At 43.0% G+C, this 25,036-nt stretch carries 20 protein-coding genes; 11 read left to right on the top strand and 9 right to left on the bottom strand.

The window, feature by feature from the left end:
• Window positions 1-6 precede the first annotated feature (6 nt).
• Both UYC_RS0116250 and UYC_RS0116245 read left to right on the top strand, forming a co-directional pair.
• Window positions 7-2,439: an ATP-binding cassette domain-containing protein gene (locus UYC_RS0116250; RefSeq protein WP_016872547.1), complete on the top strand. Its 2,433-nt coding sequence runs from the start codon at window positions 7-9 to the stop codon at window positions 2,437-2,439.
• A 275-nt stretch (window positions 2,440-2,714) separates the two neighbouring features.
• Window positions 2,715-2,951, top strand: coding sequence for a hypothetical protein (locus UYC_RS0116245; RefSeq protein ID WP_016872548.1), 237 nt, complete (start codon window positions 2,715-2,717; stop codon window positions 2,949-2,951).
• A 21-nt stretch (window positions 2,952-2,972) separates the two neighbouring features.
• Here UYC_RS0116245 and UYC_RS0116240 read toward each other — a convergent pair whose 3' ends face one another.
• Window positions 2,973-3,704 (bottom strand): Uma2 family endonuclease, encoded by a 732-nt coding sequence (locus UYC_RS0116240; RefSeq protein ID WP_026087303.1) that lies wholly within the window; start codon window positions 3,702-3,704, stop codon window positions 2,973-2,975.
• A 112-nt stretch (window positions 3,705-3,816) separates the two neighbouring features.
• The gene (radA, locus tag UYC_RS0116235; RefSeq protein ID WP_016872550.1) at window positions 3,817-5,343 is read right to left on the bottom strand and encodes a DNA repair protein RadA; all 1,527 of its coding nucleotides are present in this window, start codon (window positions 5,341-5,343) and stop codon (window positions 3,817-3,819) included.
• A gap of 171 nt (window positions 5,344-5,514) precedes the next feature.
• On the opposite strand from radA, the gene rpaB reads away from it, so the two are divergent.
• The 3 genes from rpaB to UYC_RS0116220 all read left to right on the top strand — a co-directional run bounded on the left by rpaB (window position 5,515) and on the right by UYC_RS0116220 (window position 7,763).
• Window positions 5,515-6,243 (top strand): response regulator transcription factor RpaB, encoded by a 729-nt coding sequence (rpaB, locus tag UYC_RS0116230; RefSeq protein WP_016872551.1) that lies wholly within the window; start codon window positions 5,515-5,517, stop codon window positions 6,241-6,243.
• Between the two features lie 171 nt (window positions 6,244-6,414).
• Window positions 6,415-7,071, top strand: a complete 657-nt coding sequence (locus tag UYC_RS0116225) for a cofactor assembly of complex C subunit B (protein WP_016872552.1) — start codon at window positions 6,415-6,417, stop codon at window positions 7,069-7,071.
• A 173-nt stretch (window positions 7,072-7,244) separates the two neighbouring features.
• Entirely contained in the window at window positions 7,245-7,763 is a 519-nt protein-coding gene (locus UYC_RS0116220; RefSeq protein WP_016872553.1) for a DUF456 domain-containing protein, read from the top strand.
• Window positions 7,764-7,998: 235 nt separating this feature from the next.
• Here the strand turns inward: UYC_RS0116220 and UYC_RS0116215 are convergent, their stop codons facing one another.
• Window positions 7,999-9,318, bottom strand: coding sequence for an ABC transporter ATP-binding protein (locus UYC_RS0116215; protein ID WP_016872554.1), 1,320 nt, complete (start codon window positions 9,316-9,318; stop codon window positions 7,999-8,001).
• Between the two features lie 172 nt (window positions 9,319-9,490).
• On the opposite strand from UYC_RS0116215, the gene UYC_RS0116210 reads away from it, so the two are divergent.
• The 3 genes from UYC_RS0116210 to UYC_RS0116200 all read left to right on the top strand — a co-directional run bounded on the left by UYC_RS0116210 (window position 9,491) and on the right by UYC_RS0116200 (window position 13,747).
• Window positions 9,491-10,747 (top strand): FAD-dependent oxidoreductase, encoded by a 1,257-nt coding sequence (locus UYC_RS0116210; RefSeq protein ID WP_016872555.1) that lies wholly within the window; start codon window positions 9,491-9,493, stop codon window positions 10,745-10,747.
• A 325-nt stretch (window positions 10,748-11,072) separates the two neighbouring features.
• Window positions 11,073-11,606, top strand: a complete 534-nt coding sequence (locus UYC_RS0116205; RefSeq protein ID WP_016872556.1) for a single-stranded DNA-binding protein — start codon at window positions 11,073-11,075, stop codon at window positions 11,604-11,606.
• Between the two features lie 281 nt (window positions 11,607-11,887).
• The gene (locus UYC_RS0116200; protein WP_016872557.1) at window positions 11,888-13,747 is read left to right on the top strand and encodes an ABC transporter ATP-binding protein; all 1,860 of its coding nucleotides are present in this window, start codon (window positions 11,888-11,890) and stop codon (window positions 13,745-13,747) included.
• Window positions 13,748-13,749: 2 nt separating this feature from the next.
• Here the strand turns inward: UYC_RS0116200 and UYC_RS0116195 are convergent, their stop codons facing one another.
• Both UYC_RS0116195 and UYC_RS0116190 read right to left on the bottom strand, forming a co-directional pair.
• The gene (locus tag UYC_RS0116195) at window positions 13,750-13,962 is read right to left on the bottom strand and encodes a DUF2283 domain-containing protein (protein ID WP_016872558.1); all 213 of its coding nucleotides are present in this window, start codon (window positions 13,960-13,962) and stop codon (window positions 13,750-13,752) included.
• Complete coding sequence (locus tag UYC_RS0116190; protein ID WP_016879572.1) at window positions 13,959-14,219, bottom strand: DUF4258 domain-containing protein; 261 nt, start codon at window positions 14,217-14,219, stop codon at window positions 13,959-13,961. The genes UYC_RS0116195 and UYC_RS0116190 overlap by 4 nt, the downstream gene beginning before the upstream one ends.
• Before the next feature lie 426 nt (window positions 14,220-14,645).
• Between UYC_RS0116190 and UYC_RS0116180 the strand changes: the two genes are divergently transcribed.
• Window positions 14,646-15,458, top strand: a complete 813-nt coding sequence (locus UYC_RS0116180; RefSeq protein WP_016872561.1) for a S1 family peptidase — start codon at window positions 14,646-14,648, stop codon at window positions 15,456-15,458.
• A 73-nt stretch (window positions 15,459-15,531) separates the two neighbouring features.
• Here UYC_RS0116180 and UYC_RS0116175 read toward each other — a convergent pair whose 3' ends face one another.
• A complete protein-coding gene (locus UYC_RS0116175) occupies window positions 15,532-18,030 on the bottom strand; it encodes an ATP-binding protein (RefSeq protein ID WP_016872562.1) in 2,499 nt (832 codons plus the stop codon).
• A gap of 483 nt (window positions 18,031-18,513) precedes the next feature.
• The gene (rsmH, locus tag UYC_RS0116170; protein WP_016872563.1) at window positions 18,514-19,410 is read right to left on the bottom strand and encodes a 16S rRNA (cytosine(1402)-N(4))-methyltransferase RsmH; all 897 of its coding nucleotides are present in this window, start codon (window positions 19,408-19,410) and stop codon (window positions 18,514-18,516) included.
• A 456-nt stretch (window positions 19,411-19,866) separates the two neighbouring features.
• Between rsmH and UYC_RS0116165 the strand changes: the two genes are divergently transcribed.
• The gene (locus tag UYC_RS0116165; protein ID WP_016872564.1) at window positions 19,867-21,051 is read left to right on the top strand and encodes an NAD(P)H-quinone oxidoreductase subunit H; all 1,185 of its coding nucleotides are present in this window, start codon (window positions 19,867-19,869) and stop codon (window positions 21,049-21,051) included.
• Between the two features lie 94 nt (window positions 21,052-21,145).
• Window positions 21,146-21,352, top strand: coding sequence for a zinc ribbon domain-containing protein (locus UYC_RS40355; protein WP_422678750.1), 207 nt, complete (start codon window positions 21,146-21,148; stop codon window positions 21,350-21,352).
• Window positions 21,353-21,504: 152 nt separating this feature from the next.
• Here UYC_RS40355 and UYC_RS0116160 read toward each other — a convergent pair whose 3' ends face one another.
• Entirely contained in the window at window positions 21,505-23,718 is a 2,214-nt protein-coding gene (locus tag UYC_RS0116160) for a caspase family protein (protein WP_016872565.1), read from the bottom strand.
• 100 nt (window positions 23,719-23,818) lie between these two features.
• Window positions 23,819-24,997, bottom strand: coding sequence for a sulfate adenylyltransferase (sat, locus tag UYC_RS0116155; RefSeq protein WP_016872566.1), 1,179 nt, complete (start codon window positions 24,995-24,997; stop codon window positions 23,819-23,821).
• Between the last annotated feature and the right edge of the window lie 39 nt (window positions 24,998-25,036).

Below are 25,036 nucleotides of genomic sequence, written 5' to 3'. Positions count from 1 at the left end.
AATCTCATGGCAGGGAGTTTTGAGCAAGCCACACTTGTTAGTCCTCAACCTTTTTTGGAACTAAATAATCGCGGTCATATATTGCGGCTTTATTTACAAAAAGATGAACATCGGTTAGGGCGCGGTCGTGACTGGGCAGATTTAGAAGTGCCGATCGGTTGGGAAGTCTTCTCTAGAAAACAAGCAGTCTTAAAAAAAGAAGGAGAAGACTATCGAATTTATGACGGTGATGGTAGCGCTGCCAGTCGCAATGGAATATTTATCAATCAAACTCGAATAGATGCCACTGAAGGCTATCTTTTAAAAAATGGGGTGCAACTGGACATCGGGCAATCTCCTCATAACCGCATTCAGTTGACTTACTGTAATCCAGTTGAATCTCCGGTAGTCATTCCCAGTAATCGCCGCCTAGTACTAAAAGGTTTGAAAGAATGGCCTGTACAACTAGGGCGTGCCCCCAAGTCGGATCGCTACTCTTCAATGCAGTTAGACGCGCCGACAGTCTCTCGCCTGCACGCCACGATTTATCCAGACGGGCAAGGAAAACACATTCTGCAAGACCTCAGTACAAATGGTATTTTTGTTAACGGTCAAAGAATTTCCAAACGCGTGCATTTAGAGGATGAAAGCAGGATTCAGATTGGCCCGTTTAGCCTGCTATATCGCACTGATTACTTAGAATTATTAAATACTGGTAGTCAAATTCGCTTGGATGTTCACCGCTTGCAGCGCAAGGTGAAAGACAAGGAGGGGCGAGAAAAAATCATCCTCAATGATGTCTCTTTGGTGATTGAACCAGGGCAATTGGTGGCTTTAGTGGGTGGTAGTGGCGCTGGTAAGTCCACGTTGATGAAATCTTTGTTGGGAATTGAACCAGTATCTTCTGGCACAGTATACCTGAATGGGGATAATTTGCGGCAGAACTGGCCGATGTATCGTTCGCAAATTGGCTATGTTCCCCAGGATGATATTGTGCATCCTGACTTAAGAGTAGAAGAAGTTCTGGCTTACGCTTGCAAACTGCGGCTTCCACCAGATATAAACGTGAAGCAGGTAGTCGATACTACCTTAGAACAGATTAAACTCACTCATGTGAGAACAAACTTTATTCGCAATCTCAGTGGTGGGCAACGCAAACGCGTCAGCATCGGTGTAGAGTTGTTAGCCGATCCGAAATTGTTCTTTTTAGATGAACCGACTTCTGGTCTCGATCCAGGCTTAGATAAAGAGATGATGCGCTTGTTGCGGGAGTTGGCAGATCAAGGACGAACAGTAGTACTAGTTACCCATGCGACAGCAAATATTGAGGTGTGCGATCGCATTGCATTTATGGGTAGAGGTGGTAAACTCTGCTACTACGGGCCACCCCAGCAAGCACTGGGCTTTTTTGAAATGCCCTCAGAAGATTTGAAGTATTTTTCGGATATTTATATCAAACTTGACCAAGGAGGGAATGGCAAGGACGTTGCAGCCACGGTTGACCATTGGTCGCTAAAATATCAGCAATCACCAGAATTTAAAACCTACGTTAAATCTCAATTAAAACCTGGTAAGGATCGTACTTCTAAACCTGATGGCTCTATCCACACGGGGATATCTCCGCTCAAACAACTGTGGTTGTTGAGTCAGCGGTATTTACAATTAGTTTTGCGCGATCGCGCGAGCATTATTTTCTCATTATTATCGGGGCCAATAGCGATCGGGCTTACTGCTTGGATTTTAAAAGATGAGACACCCCTAGAAAGACTCAATCCGCCAGAGATAACGCAAGGCCCTTTAGCGCTTAAAGTACTGTTTATCTTCAGTTGTATTGGTATTTGGGTAGGGCTTTCTAGTTCTGTACGTGAAATTATCAAAGAAGCAGCCATTTACACGCGAGAACGACTGATTAATTTGGGCTTGCTTCCTTATTTAGGTTCTAAAATATTGATTCGTTCTGGTTTAGCCCTGCTGCAAACTCTATTAATTGTTGTGGCAATTTTAGTTGGTTTCCAAGCACCAGAATCTGATTTATTGCCTTGGTTTTTGGGTTTAGGAATTACTACATTTTTAACTCTGTTGGCTAGTGTTAGCCTCAGTTTAATGATTTCTGCCTTGGTGAAAAGTGAAAACGAGGCAAATAGTATTCTCCCCTTAATTATGATTCCCCAAATAATTCTTTCAGGGGTGTTATTTGAGATGAAAGGATTAGCTGCTAAATTGGGATGGCTAACAATTAGTAGATGGTCTATAGGTGCCTATGGAACCCTTATTAATGTTAATGCTATGGTTCCAAAAAATACTCCTGGTTTACCGTCTTTAGATAATATTTTTAAAACTTCTGCTGTTTACGAGCCAAGTTGGGATAATTTAGGTTTAAATTGGGGAATTTTGGGTGTGCATACGTTAGTTTATTTAATCGTGGCGCTGTTGTTGCAGAAGCGCAAAGATATTGTGTAATAGAGATTACAAATCAGAAAAAAATGAAGATTTGATAGACATTTTTTACGTTAAGTTCCGAGCAATATTTATTAAGCTATATATTGCATCTACGCTCTTGTCTGCCAAGAAATAAATTTCTGGGCTGCAAAGCCAAAGTCTACTAAAGTAGACTGGGTAAAATTTTCAGTCCGTTTTCTCTAGGCGATCGCTTAATCTACAGTTATAGAATTCCCTAAAAATTTTTCAAAATAACAAAAACTCTAGCAGCAATATATTCAATTGAAATTAAACCTATGACAACCGTAGTAATCAAACCTTCATCTTGGCTAACGACTGGTATTCGAGTTGAAAAAGTCAATAATCTTAATCTGTTTAAATTTACAGAGAAATTAGGTTTACGGATGCAAGAACTCCTAAATAGAAAAAAAGCTGATTCTCTGACACCAGAAGAAGCAGCTGAGTTGGAAGCAATTGGAGAATTAGACGTAATTTTTAGCTACATCAATGCGATGATTGCTTCTGTTGGATGATAGCCAAAAATAGGTAATTTCTCACGCTTCCGGTTCTATCCCCGCCGCTCGCAATTGTGCTGCTAATCGTTCGGCACGTTGTCGCTCTTGTTCAGCGCGTTGTCTTTCTTGTTCGGCTAACTCCGATCCCCACAGTAGCAATTGCCCTTGTTCATCCCACCACCGCAACCAGTAGTCTGTACGGTTTTCACGGGTTCCTTGCCACACGCCCAAATTGAGATTCATTTCTGCTATCCAGTAGCGGTTATTTTCATCAGGCGGTTGTACTAGATACTGTTCTGAGTTGTGTAATCGATAAACTTCTATACTGCCGCTATCTGGTTCAAAGATGACGTAGTTCGGTACTTTTAAAATGCGTTCGTAGAAAAACCATTTGCCTGGGGGATAAGTCGGTTTGATAGAATACTCTGCACCATCGGTATCGGAAATAAATTCCATCACAATGACTGGCATATCTCCCTGTAGCTGGGGAGTGTAACTGCGTTTTACTTCCTCTCGCGCAACGCGGATGCTGGGTACATATGCCCAATCGGGAGCTTTAATGACAATTTTGCCATTCACGGTGGCGCAGATGCCGTAATTTGTTGGTGCTAGGGCGTTTTGAGGTAATTTACCAGCAAATTCTAAGCTTTCGGTTAAGGCTGCGGCGAGGGAAGGCTGATTGATGTTATCCACTGGCTCATCTGGCAGTTTGTAATCATCAGGTAATTTTTCCCAAGTGATTTTATAGTCTTGAGTGACAGTTGCTGTCATAGTGATTTTTCCTTTCACTAGGGGTGGGGGTATAGGAGTGTAGGGGATTATAAATTCAAAACTCAACATAATTTTCCTCACACACTTATCCCCTTACACCCTTTTTGAAGATTTAATCCTCGTCTGGTTCTAAATCAGAATCTTCCAGTGTATGCTGCGGGATGGCGGCAATAATCGCATCTATTACTTTTGCCACTGGCAAAATCTCAATATTTAAGTCAGGAAATTTTTGCCCTTTCGGAACGATCGCTCGCTTAAATCCCAGTTTTGCCGCTTCTTTCAACCGCAACTCCATTTGTGAGACAGCACGTACTTGCCCGCCTAACCCGACTTCGCCAATAAGCACAGTGCCGGGATCTACAATCCGATCGCGAAAACTAGCAACAAGGGCGATCGCTACTCCCAAATCGACTGCTGGTTCTTCTACATTCAACCCGCCAGCGGAAGCTACATAGGAATCTAATTTAGACATGGGAATTCCTACTCTCTTTTCCAATACGGCGAGAATTTGCACGAGACGATTGTAATCCACGCCTGTAGCGGAACGCCGGGGAGAAGGATAACTAGTGGGGCTTACCAGTGCTTGTAATTCCACAACGATGGGGCGCGTTCCTTCGCAAGCCACTACAATTGCCGTACCGGGAGCGGGATCGTCGCGGTTGCCCAAAAATAATTCTGAGGGATTGGGAACTTCTCGCAACCCATTTTCTACCATTTCAAAAATGCCAATTTCGTGGGTGGCACCAAAACGGTTTTTCACCGTGCGTAATAACCGATGGGAGGCAAAGCGATCGCCTTCAAAATACAACACGGTATCTACCAAGTGTTCTAAAACTTTCGGCCCGGCGATCGCTCCTTCTTTGGTGACGTGTCCCACAATTAACATGGTGATGTCTTCGTGCTTTGCCACCTTCATCAAAGCGGCGGTACATTCGCGTACCTGCGCTACCGAACCAGGCGCAGAGGTAAGTGCAGGAAAGAATACGGTTTGAATACTATCAATCACCGTTAGATTCGGTTTGAGAGAGTCCATTTCCTTTAAAATCTCTTCCAAATCTGTTTCCGGTAATACATATAAATCTGCGCTTTCTTCATCAGATTCTTGTAGATGTACGGTTTCTTCTGCTACTTTGCTTTTACCGTTGTCATCACCTACAACATTAAGAGTTGGTGTTACTCCCAAGCGTGAAGCTCTCAATTTTACTTGTTGTCCTGATTCTTCTCCAGAAACATATAAGATGCGGTATCTTTGTGCTAGTTCATTTGATACTTGTAATAATAAAGTAGATTTACCTATACCAGGATCGCCACCAATTAATACCATCGAGCCGGGAACAACACCACCGCCCAATACTCGATCTAGTTCTCCATAACCAGAAGCCCAACGCGTGACTTGGCGATCGCTAATTTGGTCGAATTTTAAAGATGCTCGTGGCTTGGCTGGTTTATTTGCTGATTTACTTGTTCCCTGTTGAGAGTGCCAAGCACTCACTCCTCGACTTGGTATATCCGTTGAAGATTGGATGGCAATTTGCTCTTCTAGAGAGTTATATGTGCCGCAAGCTGGACATTTCCCAAACCATTGAGGAGATTCTGCTCCACATTCGTTACAAACGTAATAAGTTTTTTGCTTTGGCATTCTTAAATCTTATTAAATAATCTTAATTTTTCCTTAATTATTCGACCAAACGAAAACTAAATAATGGTGGTGTTTACAGCTTTTTTCCAACTTAATGAATGGAATGATATCTTAATATTATGGTATGAAAAATTAATCATGAAAAATTTTAGTTAAGGAGCGTTGAGAAACTTGGAAAGTCATAAAGAAAAAATTCTGGTAGTTGATGATGAAGCCAGTATTCGCCGAATTTTAGAAACGCGCCTTTCTATGATTGGCTACGATGTGGTTACTGCTGGCGATGGGGAAGAAGCTTTAGAAACATTTCGTAAAACCGACCCTGATCTGGTAGTTTTGGATGTTATGATGCCCAAGCTAGATGGCTATGGTGTCTGTCAAGAATTACGTAAAGAATCAGACGTCCCAATTATTATGTTAACAGCCTTGGGAGACGTTGCCGATCGCATTACCGGCTTGGAATTGGGTGCTGACGATTACGTAGTTAAACCTTTTTCTCCAAAGGAATTGGAAGCTAGAATTCGCTCAGTTTTGCGGCGCGTAGACAAAACTGGAGCCTCTGGCATTCCCAGTTCAGGAGTAATTCATGTTGGTAATATTAAAATCGACACGAATAAGCGACAAGTCTATAAAGGTGATGAGCGTATTCGCTTAACTGGCATGGAATTTAGCTTGCTAGAGTTATTAGTAAGTCGCTCTGGTGAAGCTTTTTCTCGCTCAGAAATTCTGCAAGAAGTGTGGGGATATACACCAGAACGTCATGTTGACACTCGTGTGGTAGACGTGCATATCTCCCGTCTGCGAGCAAAATTGGAGGACGATCCTAGTAACCCAGAGTTAATACTCACAGCTAGAGGTACAGGCTATTTGTTTCAACGCATTATAGAACCAGGAGAGGAATGAATTATGAAGTATGAAGTGTAAAGTATGAAGTATGAAAAAGGTAGAAATAAGAACTTAGAATCCAGAATCCAGAATATTCTGACCGGAGGCGGAGCGTCTCCGGCTCCGCTCCTGACACCTGGCTTGTGACTACTGTTTCCTTCATCCTTTATCCTTCAGAATAGGTCGAGCATGGCTAAATCCGATCCTAATCATGTTTTGCGGCGTCTGCCTATCTTTGTTGGTGGGTTAGGCGCTGTACTTTTGCTGGTTAATCGTTTGTTAACACCCCAAATTACTGATTCCCAAGCCCGTGCAGATGTGCTGGGTGTAATTTTAAGTGCGGTATTGATTTTAATAGGTTTGATTTGGCAGCAGGTACAACCCCGATCGCCTGATGCAGTAGAACTAGTTGGAGAAGAAGGTTTTGTACTTGCCCCTGATTTACCAGACAGAGTAAAAACAGAATTAGCTTGGGCATCTCATTTATTATTAACGAATACAGTAACGCGATCGCTTGTAGTTTTTTATCAAGGAAAAGTGTTATTGCGTCGTGGAATTTTAAGTACAAAATCTGAGGTAAAACCAGGAGTAATTTTAAAAAGAGTATTAGAAAAACAACAGCCAGTTTATTTAGTTGATTTAAAAGTTTATCCAGGCAGAATTGAATTTGATTATTTACCAGAGAATACTCAAGGAGTAATTTGTCAACCAATTGGTAACCAAGGTGCTTTAATTTTAGGAGCAAATGCTCCTCGTAGTTATACCAAACAAGACGAAAATTGGATTGCTGGGATTGCCGATAAATTAGCTGTTACTTTAAATGAAGAAATGACTAATTACAATTAACAATTAGCAATTAACAATTAAAGCTTGGGTTATTGCCCATGAGAGTCTTGCACTCTACGATTAAGAGAGTCAGAGGCTCTAGTTCTCGTTACCAGGTTCAACCTAGTAACGAGGTTTTCGAGGCTCTGCCGTCTGCCGTCTGCCTTCTGCCTTCTACTGAACAATAAAAACTTATGCAAACAATCTACTGGTTACTTGTTGCCTTGATGGTTGTAGGTATTATCGGTGCTGTGGTTCCTGCTATTCCAGGAGCTAGCCTAATCTTAGTTGCTATTGTTATTTGGGGATTTGTTAGAGGTTCTTTTGCTGCTATTAGCGTGCCATTAGTTGTCACAGCTGTAGTGCTACTCTTGAGTATTGGAGTAGATTTTTTAGCTGCTTATTTAGGTGCAAAAAGAGCAGGTGCTAGCAAGTGGGGACAAATTGGCGCGATTGTCGGCTTTATTATAGGTTTTCTGGGATTGTTGCCGGCTTTGCCTGTGGGAGGCCCGTTGTTAGGAATGTTACTAGGGCCACTGTTGGGAGCAATTATTGCAGAATTTTTGTACCGACGGGATTTTTTCCTAGCGGTGAAAGCAGGTGTGGGAATTGTGGTAGGTACTGTAGTTGGAAATTTAATTCAGGGGTTGCTCGCGATCGCCGCAGTTGTAGTTTTCTTAGTTACAACTTGGCCGCAGGTATTTGGTAGTTGAATTATAAATTATGTCTAATGTGAATTAGCCGAACTCACCTTAAGTCGCACCAAATAAATAATAGATTGATTGCAAAATCCAATTTTCTGGTAATAACAACCACAGATAAACACAGATGCACACGGATGATTTATCTGTGTTTATCTGTGTCCATCTGTGGTCGATTTCTCAAACATGATTGTTACTTGCCATTTTAATTCACATCAGACTTGAATTCTGAATCCTTTTTTACAACCTATTTTGTTAATGGCAGAGACGGTATTGAACTTTTAGGAAATATCGCTAGCTCGGTTTCTGGATCGAAAAAGTGAATTTTTTCTGGTGCAAAGGATAACCAAATTTGTTCGCCAACACTTATAAAACGCTCTGGAGGTACTCGTACTTGCAGGGAATTTTTGAATGTGCCAGCTTGTTGAAAACTCGTTCCCACAAGTTTCGTAGCAAGAAAAGAATCGTTGCCAAGATTTTCTGCCAACTCTACTTGAACGGGTAAATTTTTGGTGGCAGGTACACTTAAAGTCAAATGTTCTGGGCGAATTCCTAAAATTAACTTGCGTCCGTCGTATTTTTGCAAAGCACTTCCCCAAAAATCTGGGAGGGTGAAACGAAAATCGCCGTTGGTAATTAACAAGGGGGCGTGAAACTCTACAGGGATAAAATTCATTGGCGGTGAACCAATGAATTCGGCAACAAAAAGATTGGCAGGACGATTATAAAGCTCTAAAGGTCGATCAACTTGCTGGAGTTGACCTTGATTGAGGATAGCAATGCGATCGCCCATTGTCATTGCTTCTGTTTGATCGTGAGTGACGTAAATAGTTGTTGTCCCTAGTTGGCGTTGCAGTTTGACAATTTGGGCACGGGTTTCCGCCCGTAGTTTCGCATCTAAATTAGAAAGTGGTTCATCCATTAAAAACACTTGGGGGTTACGTGCGATCGCTCGCCCTAGTGCGACTCGTTGCCTTTGTCCCCCAGATAACTGCTTGGGTAAGCGATTTAGTAGAGCTTCAATCTGCAATAGTTGGGCAACATACCGTACCTGTTCATGCACCGCCCGTTCTTTTTCTGAAATATAGCGGAGTCCTTTCGGTAGATTTCTTGTCACCCCAACTAATAAATTTTCTGCAAAAGAGAGATTCTCTCCCCCTCCTCCAGAACGGCGTCGCAATCCAAAAGCAATGTTGTCATACACCGTCATGTGGGGATAGAGGGCATAATTTTGAAACACCATTGCAATATCACGTTCCTTGGGAGGGAGGTTGTTGATTAGGCGATCGCCCACCCAGATATTGCCTCCAGTCATCACCTCTAACCCAGCAATTAGCCGCAGCAAGGTGCTTTTACCACAACCAGAAGGCCCCACCAGCACCATAAATTCACCATCTGCCACGGTGAGGTTAATCCGCCGCAAGACATTCACGCTATCTGCACTTTTTGGAGTAGTTGCTTCCTCACTCTTGTCAGATGTAGATGTGAGTTGGGTTGGTAAAGCAACACTTTCCCCTTTCCGAGGGGGAAAACTTTTATAAACGTTTTCTAAAACTACCTGCGCCACGAGTATTAGTTACCGCAATTGTTCAAAATCACTAGTCGTTGAATTTTGGATTTGAGATGAAACTTTTAGCGCTCATGATACACGTTTGTCGTGACTACGAAAAGTAAAAAAAACAGCTTTTTCCATCACAACCGCACTACCTTGGAAGAAAGCACATTTGAGAATTGTGTTTATGGCTTCTCATCTCACCTCAAATTATTCTCCAACAGAGACGCCAACTCCTGTCCATGACATTGTAGACGTACAAACTACAAATTGTTGTATTGTTGGTGGTGGCCCGGCAGGAGCGGTTCTTGCTTTACTTTTAGCACGTCAAGGCATCCCTGTGATTTTGCTGGAAGCGCACAAAGATTTTGACCGTGACTTTCGAGGAGACACCATTCACCCATCGGTGATGGAAATTATGGAGGAACTGGGGTTAGCCGATCGCTTACTACAACTTCCTCATGCCAAAATGCGTCAAATCAACATTAAAACTCCAGAAGCTAGTGTTACTTTGGCTGACTTCAGTCATCTTCATACGCGCTATCCCTACATTACGATGCTTCCGCAAGCAAGATTTTTGGAGTTTATCACTGCCGAAGCCCAAAAGTATCCAAATTTTCAGCTGATTATGGGTGCGAACGTGCAGGAGTTGATAGAAGAGGATGGAGTAATTCGGGGTGTGCGCTATCGCGGGCATGGTGGTTGGCACGAAATTCGGGCAATTCTGACAGTCGGTGCCGATGGACGCCACTCACGCCTGCGTCAGTTGGCTAACTTTGAATCTATCCAAACTTCACCGCCAATGGATGTGCTGTGGTTCCGCTTACCCAAAAACCCAGACGACTTAGAGGGTGGGATAGGGCGTATCGGTCGCGGTCACATCTTAGTTATGTTAGATCGTGGTGATCAATGGCAAATTGCCTATGTGATTCCGAAAGGTGGTTATCAGGAAATTCGTGCTGCTGGTTTAGAAGCTTTGAGAAAGTCTGTCGTAGACGTAGTACCAGAGTTACAAGACCGCGTAGAATACTTACAAGATTGGTCACAAATTGCTTTCTTATCGGTAGAGTCTAGCCGCCTCAAACGTTGGTATCGCCACGGATTACTACTTATCGGTGATGCCGCCCATATTATGTCTCCTGTGGGTGGAGTCGGTATCAACTATGCAATTCAAGATGCTGTGGTTGCTGCCAATGTCCTTAGTAAACCGTTAAAACAAGGACGTGTAGAACTGTCTCACCTAGCAAAAGTGCAGCGCCAACGGCAATTACCAACCCGCGTTATTCAAGCATTTCAATCTTTAGTGCAGCAGCGGATCTTTGCCCGCGTTCTCAACTCAAATCAACTGTTGCAGTTGCCAGCTTGGTTGCGCTTACCTTGGTTGCGTGACTTTCCAGTACGGTTAGTAGCCTATGGTCTTTTTCCTGCTCACGTCAAGACTTAAGTATGGTACATTTATACTATTTAGTGCAAAGTCAAACAAAGGTACTTGCTTGGCTTTTATGCTAGAACAGTTTCAATGCCAAGGGTATAAATATGGAAATGGCTAATAAATTTGATCGAGACCAAAAACAAAATTTGCGATATCTGTAGATGAATATACAGAGATAATAAGTGTATAATTTTACTTCATATGTTTAATCATTTATACTGGGCAGCACCGAGCATTTTTTGAAGTCAGACTCCCACGGGCAAATAGCCCAAAACGAGGGGATGAAAATTTGACTCTTCCTACACCCCCACACCCATTTTCAAGACAGGAGGATTGAATGAACAGCTGCATTTTGATGGTGGAAATTATCAAAGAACCAGAACTACGCTATACACCAGATGGATTGGAACTGACGGAAATGCTGGTGCAGTTTTCAAGCACACGGGAGGGTGAAGCGCCAGCAACTTTGAGAGTAGTAGGTTGGGGTAATTTGGCAAAAGAAGTTCAGCAGAACTATCACGCAGGCGATCGCGTACTTGTAGAAGGGCGTTTGGGAATGCACACCATTGATCGCCCAGAAGGTTTCAAAGAAAAACGAGCTGAATTAACATTGCAAAAAATTTACCCGCTAGTTGTGGGTGAGAATGTCAGTGCATCGCCAGCAGCACCTGTTGCTAGCCCCAGCCAAAAAACAGTTTCTAATTACGAGTCACCACCATTGAGTAAACCCACTCCAGCAACAAATAAAGTTGGTGTCACCTCCCAAAGCGACTTCTCACAACCAGCACCGCAAAGCTCAAATTACGAGCATGGTTCTTATTCGGCACCAGTTACAAACGAAGAACCAGATATTGACGACATTCCTTTTTAGCTCATTTGTAGGGTGGGCACTGCTTAACTTTCCTCAAACCCTTATTTTTCTTTATGGACAGTGCCCACCTTACTATTATTGAGAATGGTACAAGACTTCAGTATAGTCAAATTTCTAGATTTGTGCTGTATGTATAATTTTTTATCAAAATTTTGAATCAAAAATGCGAGAATCAAACAAATCACTTTTTCGTCTCACAAAAGTTGAGATTTAACATAAAACAAGATAGCGACTGTTAAAATCCTACTAATTTTAAATTTTAAGATTAATACTCGGCTGCTATGAAAGAAACTATCCTAGATGTTCGCAATCTGCAAGTTGAATTTGCTGGCGATGACAAAATAGTTAAAGCCGTAGATGATATTTCCTTTAAATTACATCGTGGTGAGACTCTAGGAATAGTCGGAGAGTCGGGGAGCGGAAAGTCAGTAACAGCCCAAGCGGTGATGGGTTTGCTACAATCTCCAGGTAGGGTTACTGGCGGGGAAATTTGGTTTCATCCCCAGGAAAATGGTAAACCCCTAAATTTAGTAGAGTTGCCTCCTGAAGAAATGCAATTGTACCGGGGTGGTGACATTGCTATGGTTTTTCAAGAACCAATGAGTTCTCTAAACCCAGTTTATACCATTGGTTTTCAGCTTGTAGAAGCAATTTTGCGACATCAAAATATTTCTAAACAACAAGCGCGACAACAAGCGATCGCTCGCCTGCAAGAAGTAAAACTGCTTCCGAGCGATGAGCAGCTCAAACAAGAGTACTTAAAAACTACCCAAGACGAACAAAAGCTGCTGAAGTTAGTAAACCAACATAAAGAAGCAATACTAGAGCGTTATCCGCATCAACTTTCTGGGGGACAGTTGCAGCGGGTAATGATTGCAATGGCAATATCTTGTAACCCATTAATATTAATTGCCGATGAACCAACCACAGCATTAGATGTAACGGTACAAGCGACAATTCTTGACTTGTTGCGAGAATTGCAAACTAGTCGCGACATGGCATTGATTTTCATCACCCACGACTTAGGACTAATAGCGGAAGTTGCAGATAAAGTTGCAGTGATGTACAGAGGCAAGATTGTCGAATTTGACGATGCAGTCAAAATTTTTGCTAATCCCCAGCATCCCTACACTAAAGGCTTGGTAGCTTGTCGCCCCAAACTTCACCGCCATCCCCAAAAGCTGCTCACCGTTGCTGACTATATGAACGTGGAGGAACTGCCCACAGGACAAGCGATCGTTCAGGCGAAAGAACCCACAGAACCTCCAGATTTAACGCCCGAAGAAATTGCCCACAGATTGGCGAATCTAGAAAAAGAACAACCCCTGTTGGAAGTACACGATCTCAAAGTAGGATTTCCCATCAAAGGAATGTTTGGCGGTACAAAACGCTACAACATGGCTGTAAATGGCGTATCTTTTGATGTTAAACGCGGCGAAACAGTGGGGTTGGTTGGAGAATCGGGTTGTGGTAAAACTACCTTGGGCAGAACCTTACTGCGATTAATAGAACCAGTGGGCGGGCAGATCCTCTTTGAGGGGCGAAATATTACTACCCTCAAAGGCGAAGCGTTGCAAAAACTGCGGCGAGAAATGCAAATTGTCTTCCAAAACCCCTTTAGTGCCTTAGATCCGCGCATGAAAGTGGGAGCAGCGATCGCAGAACCTTTAGTAATTCACTCTATTGCCAAGACAAAACAACAACGGCGAGAACGTGTAGCTTATTTGTTAGAAAGGGTGGGCTTGAGTGCAGATGCCATGAACCGCTATCCGCATCAGTTTTCCGGCGGGCAACGGCAGCGGATTTGTATTGCTCGTTCTTTGGCTTTAAATCCTAAGTTTATTATCTGCGATGAATCGGTTTCGGCGTTAGATGTATCAGTACAGGCGCAGGTACTGAATTTACTTAAAGAATTGCAAAGCGAATTTGGTTTGACTTACATCTTCATTTCCCATGACCTGAGTGTCGTCAAATTTATGAGCGATCGCATTCTGGTGATGAATCAAGGTCAAATCGTAGAGAAAGGTATAGCTGAAAACATCTACCGCGAACCCAAAGAGGAATATACGCAGAAGCTAATTGCTTCTATTCCTACTGGTAGTCCTGAACGGGTGCAGAAGCGGCACTTAAGAGCATCGTAAGACTAAAAAATCTGCGATCGCGTCGGGATAGAATATTCCACAGAGCGGGGATTATCTATTCGTACAGAAGCATCCAATATCTCCAACCCAACTATATTTCCATCTCGGTCATAATCAAAAATTACCCCAGGTTTTTCTTCGTCACTTTCTTCTATTGGCAGATCGCTAAACAGGATTCTTAGCACATCTACTTCAGGATCGTAGGTAATCTTCATGGTTGTCTCCAATATTTCTCTATTTTGCTAGTTCGATATACAGTTATCACAACTTTAGGGTCAACATCATCTGCTACAAGAACGCGTAGCAAAAAGATTTTACCGTCGCCAAAATCAACTTGTGATTGATATGCTTTTCGCCCTTCTTTTTCCTGTATAATCTGCTGGGGGTTGTCTAAAACAGATTCAACCAAAGATAGAGAAATCCTTCGTCGTTCCATCTCTTCTTGAACATGACGAGAAATTCTGTATCTCATTTTGATGTAAGCTACACTCCTATCGAAATTAAAGGTTTTATTAAAAATCAAATAACTAAAATTGTACCAAAGCCTATTAGACCAACTATTTTCCAAACTTGTTCAAATAACTGATATTGCTGCACAATTATTCTTTCTTAAAAGAGTAATAAATTGCAATCGCGACTTGAATTTAATAAAAATGGACTCAACAACCTGCGATCGCGTCAGCTGGTTAAAATCCAGTTGTGAATATACTTTTCGCCCTTCTTTTCCGGTACAATCTGCTGGTGATTGTCTAAAACAATTCAACCAAAGATAGGGGAATCCTTCGTCATTCCATTTCTGCTTGAGCATGACGAGAAATTCTGCATCTGTTTTTGATGCAAGCTACGCTCCTATCGAAATTCAAAAATATGTGAGTGTAAGTGTGTATAAGGAGTAACCATGCGTCGGTTGTCGTTCGTTTTGTCCGCAGCTTTACTGCTTAATCTGTTCGCCGTCACTAAATCCAGTAGTATTACCTTTGGCGAGTCAGATGAAGGACGTCACCCGAATGTCGGTGCGCTTTCGGCTGACTTTGACGGTACAGGTACGAAATTTGCCTTCTGTACGGGTACTTTAGTCGCACCGAAGGTTGTGCTAACAGCAGCACACTGCCTTGACTTTCTCCCTAGCTACGGCATCAGTACAGTCTACGTTAGCTTCAATCAAACCTTCGATCAATCCAACACATTTTACAGTGGTAGTTACGTTCCCCACCCAGAATACGGCAAAAATCAGAACGATCCAAAGGATATCGGTGTCATCCTGTTAAATGAGGAACCACTGCAACCTGGGACATTAACACCGCTACCTCTAGCCAAGCTACCTCAGGCTGGTTTACTTGATAGCTTGAAGGCTCAAGGAACGCTGAAAAATCAAGTTTTTACTGCTGTTGGTTATGGACAAGTGCGGGAGACAAAGCGTTTGGGGCCAAAGGCAATCATGGATAATGCTAATCGAAACATGGTACTGCAAACATTCCAGGCGTTGAACAAAGCTTGGTTGCGGTTATCTCAAAATCCCTCGACGGGGGATGGTGGTACTTGTTACGGCGACTCTGGCGGGCCACATTTCCTTGGCGGCGCGGAATCAGATCTGATTGTAGCAATTACTAGCACGGGCGACACTGTTTGCCGAGCCACTGATGTAGATTATCGGCTGGATACGCCTTCAGCACGCGATTTTTTGCAGCAGTTTGGAGTTCTACTTCCCTAAATTATGTAATTTTAATAACAGTGTACTCTGCGTGAACGTGGCGATCGCTCAACTAATAATCGCCTAGAGTTTGTTATATCGGCAGCTCAACCCGAAACTCTGCACCCTTACCTAAACTGGAAATGCAAGTAATTTGTCCTTGATGTTTTTCTACAATCTGATGGCTAATTGCTAGACTCATTCCCCGCAGACGTTTATCCCCAGATTTGGTGCTAAAGATGGGATCAAAGATTTTAGGCTGAATATCTTCTGCAATTCCCATTCCATTGTCGATAATTTGAATTAGCACTTTTTTATCTGTTACTGATTGGCGATCGCTACTCACTACAGATGTGCGAATTGTAATCTTGCTTGGTTTGGCGGCAATTTCATCCAGTGTATGCTGACGATGGCGCTCCTCCAGTGCATCAATCGCATTTGTGAGCAGAGCCATAAACACCTGATTAAGTTCGCTAGCATAGCATTCAATCAACGGCAGATAGCTGTATTCTTTGACCACTTGAATTTCTGGGAAGCCCAATCTTGCCTTCAATCGATTGCTGAGAATTAGCAAAGTACTGTCTAATCCTTCATGAATATCCACAGACTTGAGCTTTGCCTCATCTAACCGTGAAAAGTTTCGCAATGAGTAAACAATATCGCGAATGCGGCTTGCTCCTGCTTGCATCGACTGCAACAGCTTGGGTAAATCTTCTCGAACAAACTCAACGTTAGTCGCCTCCAACTCTTTTTGCAGTTCAGATCCTGGTGTGGCTAATTCCTGCTGATAAAGATGTAGCAGCTTTAGCAAATTGTTTATATAAGTATCAGCGTGAGTAAGATTGCCATAGATAAAGTTGATTGGATTATTGATTTCATGGGCAATTCCTGCCACTAGTTGTCCCAAGCTCGACATTTTTGCACTTTGGATCAAGCGAACTTGAGTATGTTGCAGTTCCTGCAATGCCTGCTCTAACTGCATTGCTTTGTGACGTTGCTCCGCTTCCGATTGCCGCAATGCCTGATTTAACTTGGCAAGTTCGTTTGCTTGACGCAACACAATGCCAACCAGGGCAGTTCTCAACTCATCTACAGCTTCCACTTCACAAGGCTTCCAGGGTTGCGAGGTTAGCTGTACAGTTTCTTGCCACAGTTCAAACGAGCCGCGAGGTGAGAGTCGCTCGGTTCCATCCTCGTCAATTTCCACTGGCTTGTTCGGATTGCCTGCCCAATTAACGGTGTGAATAACTTCTGGACGAAACCACAATATATATTGGTTCGCAGAGATAGCGATCGCCAACAATCCACTAGCAACTTCTTTGAAGGTTTCTGCTTGTGGATAAAGCAGAGGCAGCGAATTAGTCTGGAACACGTTTTGCGACATGGTTTGAGCTAACCACTCAACCAAGGCTTGAATCTCTTCCCGTTCAGGCGTGTTGCCAATCACTTTACAATCGCCATTAAACCAAATTGCAGCACCATTAGCCTGCGCCAAATTAAGTAAATTGGGCTGATGCTTCAGTAAGCCATCAGTAAAGTTATTTTCAAAATTATTTTCAGCAAATACATATTCAATTAGTTTGTTCTGAATGGATTTCAAGTAAAGCTTATAATCTTGATCTTCATTAGCTTCCAAATAGGGAATTTGTGACGACATCACCTGCCCTAAAAATTCACACGCTGTTCTGACTTCGTAGGCAATCTGCTTGGGGGAATAGTGATGGCAGGCAATTAATCCCCATAACTTTTGCTCGACAATTAACGAAATGGACATAGATGCACCTACCCCCATATTTTTGAGATATTGAATATGAAGGGGAGAAACGCTTCTGAGAACTGAAAAACTCAAGTCTAGCGATTGATCGTATAAATGTGCAGTTGTAGGAATAATTTCCACAGGCTGATAATTCACATCAGCAATGAGTCGAATCCAATTCTCCAGATAAAGTCGCCTTGCCTGTTTGGGTACATCAGAAGCGGGATAGCGTAACCCCAGGAATGGCGACAATGTGTCTGGTTTATCTTCTGCAACAATTGTCCCATGTCCTTGTGGGTCGAATTTATAAATCATTACCCGATCCATGCCTGTCAACTTGCGTATCTCTTTGACAGCTGTTTGACATAGTTCTTCTAAGGTTTTTGCTTTTTGGATGCTACTAGCGGATGTTCTCACCAGGTGATAAAGATCCAAAAAAGATAGAACTTCTGGTGTGAGTGAATGCTCTAGTTCTAAAATTAATAACTCCTGAGAACGATGGGCAATACCATTGCAAAGAAGAGACTTGTTCTCAAGCTTGAGCGACAGTTTCAGGGGGTTGACATTCTCAAGTTCAAGTTGCGATAGGCTTTGTTTTAATGAATCAAACGCATAAGGATCGAGTAATTTACTCAAACTTTGATTAAGTAAGCTTTCTGGCGGTACTCCTAAAAAACTTAGGGTATTGCTACTAACCCGCAAAATTTTTAGATCCGGTTCTTGTAATACAAACAATACACCATGGGGTTGAATCGAACCAGGAATATGAATGGGTTCGCGATCGCAGTTTATTAAATCAACAAATTGAATCGTAGAATCTTCGTTGCTGCTATTCATAAATAGGAATTAACGTAAGCAGTGGTGGACTAAATTGGTTTTTCTTAGTGTTCCCATTCTTGAAGTGAATAGCACAGTCTGATTAGTCATTGGTCATTAGTCATTTGTTAGTAGGGGAGGCAGCGCGTTGCGGTGAGTCCAGTCCCCGTCTTGGCGGTTCCCGTCACGTAGATGCGGAGCGGCTTCCCGCCAGGGTAGGGGAACTGGCGAACCCGAAGGGAGGTTCCACGCCACATGACGCCAGTCGCTACAACGCGGGGAACCCGCGCAACGCGCTGGCTCCTTTATGCCGGGAAACCCGTCCACCGCAGTGGCTCCTCCGTTGTAGCGACTGCCGTGCGGGTTTATTTTAGATATTTCGTTATTTTGAGAGATTACTAATAAAACCCGCCCGTACAGTAGTTGGTTGTCTCTTTGTCTCCTTGTCCCCGTGTTTCCTTGTCTCCCCCAGCCCCCAACCCCAGAGGGGAACCCCTTGCCCCCTCACTCAATCTTCTCGGCAATCCTCAATTTGGCTGAACGAGAACGGGGATTAATGTCAATTTCTTCTTCTTGGGCAATAATTGGCTTTTTCGTCACAATCTTCAAGATTGACGAATCTTTAAAACTATGCTTCACTATCCTGTCTTCCAAGCTGTGAAAACTAATAATAGCGATTCTGCCACCTAAGATGAGAGCATTTGGTGCTTTTTCTAAAAAGGTTTCTAGGGACTTTAATTCGTCGTTAACTACAATTCGCAGTGCTTGAAAAACACGGGTAGCAGGGTGAATTCTGCCGTAACGGTATTTGGGGGGAACAGAATATGCGATCGCTTCTGCTAAATCAGTAGTAGTGCTAAATGGGCGCTGTTCAACAATACGTTTGGCAATGCGCCGCGATAGTCTTTCTTCTCCATATTTAAAGAAAATATCTGCTAATTCAACTTCATCCCAATCATTAATTACATCAGCCGCTGTCAGAGACTGCTGCCGATTCATCCGCATATCTAAACTAGCAGTATTACGAAAGCTAAAGCCTCGCTCTGGCTGATCCAAATGGTAAGAACTTACACCCAAATCGGCAAGAATACCGTCGAAAGTCTGAGATGGGTATTTATAAGCAGCAAAATTACTGTGAATAAAGGTGACTCTCTCCCCAAACTCTGCTAAGTTCTTCTTCGCCGCCGCCAAAGCATCTTCATCTTGATCGAGCGCCGTTACTCGTACATCAGGTGCTGCTTCAAGAATGAGCCGAGTATGCCCACCACCTCCTACTGTTGCATCCAGATAATGTCCCCCTGAACGAACTGCTAAACCTTCAATGACTTCTGTAGGTAAGACGGGAATATGGTAAAAAATCGGTTCTTCGATATCTGGTGGTTGGGATGAATGAGAATTCATGTGGGCTGGCGCAGAAATAGACAATAGCAACAAATAAATATAGTAGTTGTGTTAAATAACCCTTGGTAAATGCTTTTTTGCGGCTTACGTGCTTTCATACCAATTAGACTAAGGGATTAAATCGTAAGTATTTGAGTCAATATATCAAAATGCTCTTGATTTAAAGTCATATTTATGCATCTTAATGCAATCACACACTAATATAACCTATAGCAATCTTCTAGAATGCTTATAGATAGTTCTGCAAGTGGAAATCGGCTTCCCTACACCCATCTCAATATAATTAGATTAGTTAAATGCAATCCAAACGTATGAATACCACAACATAAACTTGTTGATTTTAGTGTATTCGTAGCAAATATATCTTCAAAAGGCCACCCGAACTCAAAAAATCAAACACATTTCCAAGTAGGGGTTACTGGCTTCATCGTTCACAAACGGGAGAACACTGGATTTATGGCAAGAATAGAAACCCGCACTGAACCTATGGTGCTGAACATGGGGCCTCACCATCCCTCAATGCACGGGGTTTTGCGGTTAATTGTCACTTTGGATGGCGAGGATGTAGTTGATTGTGAACCGGTAATTGGCTACTTGCATCGGGGAATGGAAAAAATTGCGGAAAACCGTACCAATCTCCAGTATGTTCCCTACGTGAGTCGTTGGGACTACGCAGCGGGTATGTTCAATGAAGCCGTTACCGTTAATGCTCCAGAAAAGTTAGCAGGTATTACCGTTCCCAAACGCGCCAGCTACATTCGCGTTATTATGCTGGAGTTGAACCGTATCGCCAACCACTTGCTATGGTTTGGCCCGTTCCTTGCTGACGTAGGCGCTCAAACTCCCTTTTTCTATCAGTTCCGCGAACGAGAAATGATTTACGATCTGTGGGAAGCAGCCACAGGTTACCGCATGGTTAACAATAACTACTTCCGGATTGGGGGGGTAGCAGTTGACTTGCCCTATGGTTGGGTTGACAAGTGCATGGACTTCTGTGACTACTTTTTGCCTAAAGTAGATGAGTACGAGCGCTTGGTTACCAATAATCCTATTTTCCGCCGTCGCGTAGAAGGTATTGGCACCATCACCCGCGACGAAGCAATTAACTGGGGACTTTCTGGCCCGATGCTACGTGCTTCTGGCGTGAAGTGGGATTTGCGCAAAGTAGACCATTATGAATGTTACGATGACTTCGATTGGGAAGTCCAGTGGGAAACTGCTGGTGATTGTTTAGCCCGTTATATGGTGCGGATGCGGGAAATGCGTGAATCTGTGAAGATTCTCAAGCAAGCTCTAAAAGCGCTTCCGGGCGGGCCTTACGAAAATCTAGAAGCCAAGCGGATGCAAGCCGGGCCTAAATCCGAGTGGGATGGATTTGATTATCAGTACATTGCCAAGAAAGTCGCTCCTACCTTCAAAATCCCCAAAGGTGAAATTTACTCTCGCGTAGAAAGTGGCAAAGGAGAATTGGGAATTTATTTAATTGGGGATGATAACGTCTTCCCTTGGCGTTGGAAAGTTCGCCCAGCAGATTTCAATAATTTGCAAATTCTCCCTCATCTGCTGCGAGGTGTTAAGGTAGCAGATATTGTAGTGATTTTGGGCAGTATTGATGTGATCATGGGGTCAGTAGACCGCTAATTATTTGTAGGGTAGGCATAGCCTACCTTACAGCAATTTATTTTTTGCACAAATGCCAACTTTCACAACAACTTAGTAATCAAACAATTGCCCGATAAAATTACTATTTATCATTTCTGGTGGGAAAACCTATGCGGAACGAAGTGTAGCTTGGGGAAATTTCCTCACAATGTTGGAATATAAAGGGGATATTTACGGTTGCGAAATCCGCTATGTAAATAGATTTTTCCCTAGTTCAAAAAGGGGTTCAGGGCAGGAAACCACAGGTTTAGCTACGCTGCACCTGTGGTACTTCACTTAAACTCTCTTTTAATTTTTTCTTCTATGTTTGTTTTCTGCGTTTTCTGCTACTAATGAGAGGTCATTTATAAACTAATTGTTAAGTAGTTCGGTAGTTTTATGCCCGAACGAATTTTGTGTATAAATATAAATCTTTTGAGATTTTCTTGCTACTTAAATCACTTGATATATAAAGCCTAGACTAGCCCAATTATTAACATCCAACACATAAGCTTCAGCAGTTGCAACATTCATCTCAGCTTTTACGGAACTAGCATTGTGTAAGTCTTGTAGTAAGGCATTAGCAACTTCTAAGGGGTTGAGCAATGGTTGAATGCGCTGTCGATCTGCTCGCGGATGTTTAGTAGTTTCTAAGGCGTTGCGAGTTTGAGTAAACGGAGCTGTACTAAAGATTAATTGATTTTCACTCAAAAAAGCAGGCCCCTGAATCACCCATTCAAAACCAGTTGTGGATTGTGGTAAAGTCAAGCTTTCGCCCGGAGCAATCACAATATCCTCAAGTAATGCATTGTTGGTGGTATCCTCGGTATCATCTCCTTTTTGCCATGGGTAAAGGGCGATCGCATTCCTGGCACTATTTAATCCTAACAGCATAAAATATACTGGCTGCGTGCCCATATTTTGGATGCGGTACTGTACCTTACTACCAATCGGCACAATTGGGATACGCCCAGGTTCGGTATTTAGTTGATTTAATTGTTTTTTACTTGCTGTTTCTGCACTTAGAGTTCGCATCGTTTCGCGTTGCATCACCACGCGAGGTGCGATGCTATTCATTATTTCTAAGGTTGCCTTGATACTTAAGCAAGAAGAACCTTCATTATCTGTGAGTCGCCATAATTTTGCCGCCAGCAAAGTTTGCAAAGTTGGTTTTAAGCGCTGCACTGCCACTTTTACGGCTTCTCCTGCTTCGCCAATGGTGCTGGGAATGAGTTCACTGCCCAAAGAAAATAATCCATAGCGACTGGGAGAGACTATCAATGCAGTCGATGCAATCAAATCTTTTGTTCTGCCATCTGGAAGTTCGCCAAATACGTAATCTGCAGGTTGCTCTCCTGCTACTACACTTGTCACGTGCTCAACTGTTGCAAAGGCGCTAGTAGCATCTACCCGCTCAATTCTTTCCAATCCGCCATCTAGAGCAACGGTTAAATTAATATTGCGGGGTAAAACTCGTACTGTTTCTTGAACTAATTGTCCTATCTGTGGAGTAATTTTACTTTCAGTACCAGAAGCAAGTTGGGCTTTTGCTGTCAATCCATTGCGCGATCGCAAAACTAACTGTGCAGTCTCTCCCTGTTGACTCACCAAAGTCAATCGAGAATTTCCTCCATAGTATTCCAGCACTTGTAAAGGTAATCCTGCCAACCACAGATGTACTGTTTTCCCCTCATCTTCAACTGCCGTCACTACTCCTTCTGCACTCTGGGTGGAGAGGGGAACAAACGCCTCACTCAAAGTAACTCGCTGCTGATTTTTCTTACCCATGAGCAAGCTTGGCTGTTGTGTGCTACCAAACTGCTGCATCACACTTCCCACACGAGAGATTAAGACAGGAATTGTTGTTGCTGGCGTAGTCTCCCACAGATACTGCGTTAAGGCATAAGTAAATAATCCAGCACTAAAACCAGATAACTGTATCTCCTGTGCCACTTGATTGGGATCGGCAGTTGCAGACAACACTATTGCCGATAACTCCGTTGCAGCTTTTTCTCGCAGCTGTTTTTGCAACTCAAGTTCTGCTGTTGCCACAATTGCTTCTTTTGCCATTTGCCGACTGCGAATTCGCAAACCTGTAGGCAAGAAAGTAGTAGGAATGTAGTAACTAGTGTCTAATACTGCTGTTACTCGTTCTGTGGGAAGCGATCGCAACATTAACATCAGCGTCTCTTCCAACAAGTAGTTAGCATTTTTTGTTGCCTGCGATTTGCTATCTGCTCCATCTGTGGTAATAAGAGCGTTTTGCACAGCTTCTGCCAAAGTTCCCAACCTGACACGACTGCCATAGCCGCTAAAGTGGAACACAACAACATCACCTAGTTTTGCTTGCTTAACTAGGTGCTCCAAAAAAGCAGACTCAATAAATTCTCTACTGGCTTGTTCATCAGTCAAAACCAAAATATCTGACGGTTGAAAACCAAAACGGTGAATCAAAAGTTCTTGTTGTAGTTCTACATCCGTCAGACAACCATTGAGAACCTGACTTTGTTGGTATTGATTAATACCTATTAATAAAGCTAATTTACGCGAACTGGGATGTGCTAGCGCTTGCTGATAGCGATTTCCTAAGCTAAACCACTCAGCCTCTGTTATACCCAATACCGCGAGTAGGGAGCCAAACCGTTGTAAAAACGTTCGCCGCTTCATAATTAGCCACCAGCCCTCAGTCCATCAGCTTATTAAGCTTATCGGGCTGAGGACTGTAGTGTAAAGTTTGGTTTGAGACTGTTTGTAAAGTAGATAAACATTAAACTTTGACAGGTACTCGCATTGCCCGTGCCAACTCTGCCGCCACTTCTGGGCGGGAAAATTCTGGAGGGGGTAACTCGCCCCGACGCAGCATTTCCCGCACTTTTGTACCCGATAGGTGAATCCGTTCTTCGGATTTGCTAGGACTTGTTTTAGTTGTCGCCATTTGCTTAGTGCGGGTACAGTAGAAGGCGTGTTCAAACTTCATCGGCACAATGCCAATTTCTTCTTGAGAAAACTCATCGAAGATGTATTGAGCATCATAGGTGCCGTAGTAATCTCCCACACCTGCGTGATCCCGTCCCACAATAAAGTGAGTACAGCCATAGTTCTTACGAATAAGAGCATGGAAAATAGCCTCACGAGGCCCAGCATAACGCATTGCCGAGGGATTGATGGCTAGAATTACTCTGTCTTGGGGATAGTATTTTTCTAGCAAAATTTCATAACAGCGCATCCGCACGTCGGCAGGAATGTCATCGTCCTTAGTTGCTCCTACCAACGGATGTAAAAATAGTCCATCTACAGTTTCCATCGCGCATTTTTGGATGTATTCATGAGCACGATGGATAGGGTTGCGAGTTTGGAAACCAACAATGGTTTTCCATCCTCTTAACTTGAATAATTTACGAGACTCAACAGGATCTATTTGGTAAGCAGGAAATTGGGAATGAGGAGCGCGTTCTAACAACCACACGTCACCTGCAAGGTTTACAGAACCCTGATTGTATACTACCTGTACGCCGGGATGCTTTTCATCATCAGTGCGGTAGACATTTATTACTTCGTGTTTCTTGTCGTAGGTATACTTTTGCGTGAGTTCTAACACCCCGATAAATTGTCCTTCGGGGTTATCTAGACGAATCAAACCACCTTCAGTCAGTGGGGCTGCTACTTCTTCTGTTACTGACAAAGTAATCGGAATTGACCACACAGTACCATTAGCTAGCCGCATTTCGGCAACAACGCGATTGTAATCCTCTTGGTTCATAAAACCAGTTAGGGGACTAAAACCACCGATCGCAATCATTTCTAGATCGGATACAGCCCGCGCATCAAGTTGCACTCGCGGCAAAAACTCGGCTTTGGAGAGAAATACTTCTCTTTGTTCTGGTGTAGCAATGCGATTTATCAACTGCCCACCGTGGGGAGGAATGCCGTCTGAATAGTAACTCAAGTTTGCCCCTTGTTTGCCTAACTACAGTTTTTTTTAAGC

Source organism: Chlorogloeopsis fritschii PCC 6912 (genome assembly GCF_000317285.1).
GTDB classification, from domain to species: domain Bacteria; phylum Cyanobacteriota; class Cyanobacteriia; order Cyanobacteriales; family Nostocaceae; genus Chlorogloeopsis; species Chlorogloeopsis fritschii.
The sequence above is the reverse complement of the archived record's forward strand: the minus strand, read 5'-3'. Positions and strand labels throughout refer to the sequence as shown.